6 protein-coding genes and 1 pseudogene are annotated in these 6,228 nt (G+C 49.7%); 5 read left to right on the top strand and 2 right to left on the bottom strand.

The window, feature by feature from the left end; genetic code table 11:
- Positions 1 to 335: 335 nt before the first annotated feature.
- Positions 336 to 776: pseudogene (locus VFG09_12760) on the bottom strand (helix-turn-helix domain-containing protein).
- A 172-nt stretch (positions 777 to 948) separates the two neighbouring features.
- Here VFG09_12760 and VFG09_12755 point away from each other — a divergent pair.
- Complete coding sequence (locus VFG09_12755) at positions 949 to 2,664, top strand: SulP family inorganic anion transporter (protein HET6516026.1); 1,716 nt, start codon at positions 949 to 951, stop codon at positions 2,662 to 2,664.
- Positions 2,665 to 2,717: 53 nt separating this feature from the next.
- Here VFG09_12755 and VFG09_12750 read toward each other — a convergent pair whose 3' ends face one another.
- On the bottom strand, positions 2,718 to 3,392 hold the full coding sequence (locus VFG09_12750; protein ID HET6516025.1) for a transposase: 675 nt from the start codon (positions 3,390 to 3,392) through the stop codon (positions 2,718 to 2,720).
- A gap of 449 nt (positions 3,393 to 3,841) precedes the next feature.
- On the opposite strand from VFG09_12750, the gene VFG09_12745 reads away from it, so the two are divergent.
- The 4 genes from VFG09_12745 to VFG09_12730 form a co-directional block, all read left to right on the top strand.
- Positions 3,842 to 4,183 (top strand): hypothetical protein, encoded by a 342-nt coding sequence (locus VFG09_12745; GenBank protein HET6516024.1) that lies wholly within the window; start codon positions 3,842 to 3,844, stop codon positions 4,181 to 4,183.
- Positions 4,184 to 4,209: 26 nt separating this feature from the next.
- Complete coding sequence (locus VFG09_12740; GenBank protein HET6516023.1) at positions 4,210 to 5,247, top strand: uroporphyrinogen decarboxylase family protein; 1,038 nt, start codon at positions 4,210 to 4,212, stop codon at positions 5,245 to 5,247.
- A 106-nt stretch (positions 5,248 to 5,353) separates the two neighbouring features.
- Positions 5,354 to 5,800, top strand: a complete 447-nt coding sequence (locus VFG09_12735; protein HET6516022.1) for a hypothetical protein — start codon at positions 5,354 to 5,356, stop codon at positions 5,798 to 5,800.
- 98 nt (positions 5,801 to 5,898) lie between these two features.
- On the top strand, positions 5,899 to 6,228 hold a 330-nt coding region (locus VFG09_12730), incomplete at its 3' end, for a hypothetical protein (GenBank protein HET6516021.1).

Genomic DNA, 6,228 nt, shown 5'->3' with positions numbered 1-6,228 from the left:
CACATCCATCCCTACATACTTCGTGGTATACTGATGCATAACCTGTCCTCCTTAATTGTGGCTCTGAGCCTTTGGTTTTTCCGACCTTAAAGCTTAACCCACGTGCCTTAAGGTAGGACAGGTTTAATACATTATGTCTAGTTCCTTTTCTAAGTCGCTTTAAATATGTAAAAGTTAGGACTTGACCAAGCAGACAGTGTACGACCGCTAGCTAATTCCAATGAACGTTTAGCCTGTTGGTATGAATGCTATTTTGTTTAAATTGGCGACGTCTCCCGTTCCGCGCATTCGTTTAATGTCAATTAACAAGACCCCACTGACCGACCCCAGAAACGAGCTTCCTTCTCCTGCTTCGCCCTCTCCATCGCCTGAAGCTGTTCCTCACTCAGAATCAGATTCTCCTGCGCTACCTTAGCTTCAAGCGCTTTCAGTCTCTTCTTGAAGGTCTCAAGGTCATGCCGCACCCACACGCTCCGTACGCCCGCCGGTGAGATGAATAAACCTATTTTCCTCAGTTCATTCGACACCCTGAGCTGTCCGAAGGCCGGTTTCTCAAGAGCCATGGCGCATACTGCATCCTCAATCTCCTGCGCCACCCGATTCTTTACGCAAGGCTTCTTACGGCTGATCTCCTGTAGGGCCAACTCCCCACCGGTGTCATACAACTCTTTGAAGCGATAAAAGCTGTCGCGGGAATAACCGAACACCTTGCACGCCCTTGAGACGGTCCCCTCTCACTGAATTATATCATCCCGTTTTACCCTCTCCAAGCTTATTTGTGTGTCCTGCCTATCAAACTTGGACTGCCTACTTGGGTTTCAATAAGTAAAACGCTCAGTATGATACAATTTTTACAAGGGAAGATCAGTCAGCCGGATTATAGAAACAAACAATGCTCCAGTAACTGCAAAGGAAACAGTGACATCATTAAGAAGATATTTCCCATTCGTGAAGTGGTGGCCCATGGTGAACCGTCGCACAATAAAAGCGGACATTATTGCAGGAATCACCGGAGCCATAATCGTACTACCTCAAGGTGTGGCATTTGCAATCATTGCTGGACTGCCTCCTGAATACGGCCTCTATTCAGCAATCGTACCGGCAATCATTGCTGCGCTCTTTGGATCATCTCGTCATCTCATTTCAGGTCCCACAACGGCAATATCGATTGTGATCTTCACTACGCTCAGTCCCCTTGTTCAGCCTTCAAGCACTGAATATATCCAGAAGGCCCTCACCCTCACCTTTTTTGCAGGTCTTTTTCAATTTGGATTGGGAGTTGCCCGTCTTGGTGCCCTGGTGAATTTTGTGTCTCACTCTGTTGTGGTTGGCTTCACTGCAGGTGCTTCAATACTGATTGCAACAAGTCAGCTCAGCAATATCCTGGGAGTCGCGTCACCCAAGAAACACTCTTTTATTCATATATGGGCAGATATACTATCAAGCCTGTCAGAGACCAACTTCTACGTCCTGATGATAGGTCTTAGCACGTTGATTATCGCAGTTGTTTTTAAGATGCTGAAACCCAAGTGGCCCGGAATGCTAATCGCAATGATAGCTGGAAGTGTCATGGCTATGATAATGAAGGGGAGCGAACATGGCGTCAGACTGGTAGGATCACTTCCAGGTCATCTTCCGCCCCTATCACATCCTTACATTACGACCGCTTCATTGCGCGAGCTTGCTCCTCCCGCTTTGGCTGTTGCCATGCTTGGGCTTGCCGAGGCCGTCTCCATTGCTCGATCAATAGCAACAAAGTCCGAACAGCGCATTGATAGCAATCAGGAATTCGTCGGGCAGGGATTATCCAACATCATTGGGAGTTTCTTTTCGAGCTATGCCTCGTCCGGGTCGTTTACCCGAAGTGGGGTGAACTACGAAGCGGGAGCAAAGACGCCACTGGCCGCTGTCTTTGCCGCGCTCACTCTGACAGGCATATTACTGCTCATAGCTCCTCTGACCGCCTACCTCCCGATAGCTTCCATGGCCGGAATCCTTTTCCTGGTTGCGTACGGTCTTATTGATACGCACCATATTACCTCCATTATCAGGACAAGCAAACCCGAGGCTGGAATACTCATTGCGACATTCATAGCGACATTATTTGTCGAGCTGGAATTTGCGATATATGTCGGAGTGATTCTTTCTCTGCTGCTCTACCTCAACCGGACATCCCATCCGATCTTTGTGACCCTTGCCCCAGATCCCGACAGCAAAAAGAAGAGTTTCATCAATGTGCAGAAGAAACCTCTTTCCGAATGTCCACAGCTTAAGATAATCAGGATTGATGGCTCAATCTTTTTTGGTGCTGTGAATCACGTAGCAGAACAGTTGGATCAGATAACAATAAACTATCCGGAACAGGCACACATTCTTATTGTCGGTGGTGGTATAAATTTCATCGACGTCGCAGGATGCCAAATGCTCAACCAGGAGGCCCATCGCCTGCGTGTCAACGGACGCCAGATCTATCTTTGCTCACTCAAAGGAGAGGTCGTTGAGGTCATGAAACGGGGCGGATGTAACAGAAGTATTGGCGAAGAAAACGTCTTTCACTCCAAGATCGAGGCAATAAAGAGTATTGTTCCGAGACTGGACCCCGAGAGGTGCCGGCGCTGCAGAGTGCGAATCTTCAATGAATGTGCACAGATGCCCGGGGGATGAAGACCTCTTGATAATATGATAATAATAATATGAGTAATATGAGGGACACATCCCTATTTTCCTTTTTCTTTCTTCGGTCTTCCCGGTGACTTAAGGATAAATCTCATTCGAAGTTTCTTCTCCATTGTCTCTATGAATCTTACTCCCCCGAAGGGTCTTCCAGTCTTCGTCGAATACCTGATACCTTCCATCTCTGCGTCAGAGACTCTCGACCTGAGTATTTCTCGATAGTCCTTTCTCTGCCCCTTCTCAAAGAGTTCCTCCCCTAATATCTCATCCCTCTTGCCCGTCATATGAGCCCTTGCGCTCGAATAGGGATATTCCTCCACCCTCTTCACCATCTTCGCCCGGACCGCATTCTGCTCGATGTATCGGGCCACCGCCCACAGGTATCTCTCCTTATCCACAATGCAGGAATGATACCGGCTCTCCCATAACCTGCCCGTTCTGTTGTAAGTCCTGTTTATGTGCTGTGTGTAACAAAGGGTTAGACCCTGCATCATCTTGTACAGCGCCATTTCATTCTTGGGGCGGGCCAGCAAATGCACATGATTACTCATAAGACAGTAGGCAAGTACAGGAACATCCCATTTCTCCGAATACTTCTTGAGCAAATCAAGGTATTTTTCTCTGTCTTTCTTCGACAGAAAGACATTCTCCCTATTATTCCCCCTCTGCACGATGTGGTGCGGAAAATCGACTGCAATTGCCCGCGCTATCCTTGGCACAAGAGAAGTTTACAGAAACCGATCGCGAATGTCAATAAATATGGGATGTGTCCCTAATTCATTAAATCATTCATGAGTTGCTGGAGGGGACTCTCTTTCCAAGAAAAACTAACAGTTCGGACTTGATCTTTCACTGTCTGTAGGATCGAGTCTCGGCAACTACAGAAACATCGCTTACTGAATACATCACCGGTTGCTCAATCCTCTCTGTCCGCTGACTCGCCAATTGCGATAACGTCGGCAAGCCCTCTCATCTCAAGCCTTGCGGTCGCCGCGCTCACCAGCGGCCCTCCCGGAAAGGTCGCCACTCTTTATATGGGGAAATCTGCCCCATTCTCATGGGGAATTTTTCTACACTTACGCTGCATAAATCCCTGGAAGAAGGGCCTCCGGCCTCATGAAAAGCCGCTCTTCATTTTGGCATCGGAATTGCTCTTAGGGCTCATAGTATGAAAGAGGTAATCCTCTGTTCTCATGACCCGCTCTTGATGAAGAACCTCTATGGCATCCTGAGAGACGAAGGATATCTGGTCGAGATTGCGGATCACCCTGCCCTTGCCGTCAAGATGGCACTGAAAAGAAACTACAGCATGGTTGTCATCGATTCCGAACCCTTCGGCCTTTCTGTACACGACGCGATACGGATCATCAAGACCGTGCTGCCCGAGGTTCTTGTAATCTTTGTCGGTGGTTATGATAAGCTTGAGACTGATGCGCTGACAATTGAGGCGCCCATAGACCTCGCCGAGTTCAAACGGGCTGTCCATGATCTTCACCATTGTACGGTATGATCTCGACCATCATAAGAGGAGGACATATGACACCGAGAGAAATCATCTTGAAGGCCTTTGAGCTGGGAAAACCGGAAAGGATCCCCGTCACCCTTTTTGGGGGCGGAATGTGGTCGATCAAGGATTATGGCACGAGCTTCGAAGAACTCTCCCTGAATCCCGAGAAGATGGCCGATATGTGTGTCACCGAGGCCGATAAAATCAGAAGCGACGTCGTGTACGTCGGGTCGGGCTATAACAATTTTCATGCGGCGGCCCTCGGTACTGCCTTCGGCGCCGGCATCAAGTACCGGGAGATCGGCGCTCCCGATCTCACGGCCCATTTTGTCAACTCGGAAGAGGACATCGCAAAACTCACGATAGACGACATCCATAAACACCCTGTTGTCAAGACCGTTATGGACGCCACCATGAGGGTGAAGGAGAAGATCGGGAAGAAGTATCTCGTCACGATGACATGCTGGGGCCCCTTTACCCTTGCTGCGCGGTTCGTCGGTGAAGAGGCCTTCATGAAGGCCATCTTCAAGAAACCTGCCTTTGTCGAAAGGATGGTTGATTTCTGTGCCGACCTCCTGATTCGCCTCTATGAACCGCTCGTCGCCGGAGGGATTGAATGTTTGAGCATTGCCGATCCCACGGCCTCAGGAGATCTGATAAACCCGAAACAGATGGAGCGGTTCGCGGTGCCCCCTCTGAAGAAGATGAGCGACTGGGCAAAATCGAAGAGTGTCCATACGATACTCCATATATGCGGCAATACCAGCGACCGCCTCGATCTCTTTCCGCGGACAGGCTGCTCCGTCATATTCCTCGATCAAAAAGTGGACATAGGAAAGGCACGGGAGGCCCTCTTCGGCAAGATGTGCTTCGGCGGGAATATCGCCCCCGTCCATGTCCTTCTCAATAAGACTGTGGATGAAGTCGAACAGGCCTGCAAGGAGGTCATAGAGATCGCGGCGAAGGAAGGTGGATTTGTCCTGGTGCCAGGCTGTGACATACCGCCGACCATCCCGTATGAGAACATCAAGAAGTTCCACGATGTAGCCTTTGAGTGGAAACTCTGAGTGGAGGGAGGTGATCGGATCGCAGCTTCGGGCTGAGAGGAGGTTCAAGAAGTAGGGGAATTTGGGGAGCGTTCATAAACGATTTTCTGAGAAAAAGGAGACAGCAATGGCAGAAGAAAAGAAGATGACGGCAGAAGAAGTAAATGCGTACATGAAGAAGCAGTGCGGTTTCGTCCCGAGGATGTTCCAGATCATAAACACCGTCACTCCTGAACCCGGGAGGACCTTTGCGGACTTCTATGCTTCGATCTTCGGAGATGGGGCCCTGTCTAAGAAGATCAAAGAGCTCATGTTCATGTCGGGCGGCGTCGGCTACTGTTCGCCGCGATGCATCATCCATGTCATCCCTGCGGCAGAAGCAGGGGCAACGTGGAACGAGGTCTTTGAGGCTGCTGCCGTCGGCATGATCCTCGCCGGTTTTGTCCCCGGCGGGCCCGGCATTCCCTATGCCTTTGAATACGCACTCAAGTGCCTCGACATTTTCGATAAATACAAGAAGGGCGAGAAGTGGGAGTATCTGCCACAGCCAAAGTTCGACCACGGAATATTTTAGAAGACCGATGAAAGAGGGAGGAGTCTCCTGGAAGCTCCTCCCTCGAACAGGTAACGGGTACGGAATATGGCAGGATCTTATCAAGAACTCAAGGAGAGATGATGTTTACATTGAGCAGGGAACAGAAGGTATTTGAAATATCGGGGATCAGGATAGGCGGACAGCCCGGGGAGAACCCGCCATTCCTTATAGCTTCAATGTTCCACAACAAGGACCGGATACTTCTGGACAGGAAGGGGAATTTTGACCGCCTGAAGGCTGCAGAACTCATCAAGAACCAAGAAAGACTCTCTGCCTCCACAGGGATTCCGGGTATGGTGGCGATGGTAGCGAATACCCCTGAAGAGGCGAAGATCTACATAGATTTTTTTCTCGAAACGACGGACATGCCCTTCGGGATCGATATGTGGGTTGCCGAAAAGAGGGAA

The sequence above is a fragment of the Thermodesulfovibrionales bacterium genome (assembly GCA_035686305.1).
GTDB lineage: Bacteria > Nitrospirota > Thermodesulfovibrionia > Thermodesulfovibrionales > UBA9159 > DASRZP01.
The sequence above is the reverse complement of the archived record's forward strand: the minus strand, read 5'-3'. Positions and strand labels throughout refer to the sequence as shown.

Bases quoted from the DNA above. Each gene is read 5' to 3' on its own strand.
- VFG09_12745 (HET6516024.1), top strand. From the start codon at position 3,842: ATGAAAGAGGTAATCCTCTGTTCTCATGACCCGCTCTTGATGAAGAAC.
- VFG09_12740 (HET6516023.1), top strand. From the start codon at position 4,210: ATGACACCGAGAGAAATCATCTTGAAGGCCTTTGAGCTGGGAAAACCG.
- VFG09_12735 (HET6516022.1), top strand. From the start codon at position 5,354: ATGGCAGAAGAAAAGAAGATGACGGCAGAAGAAGTAAATGCGTACATG.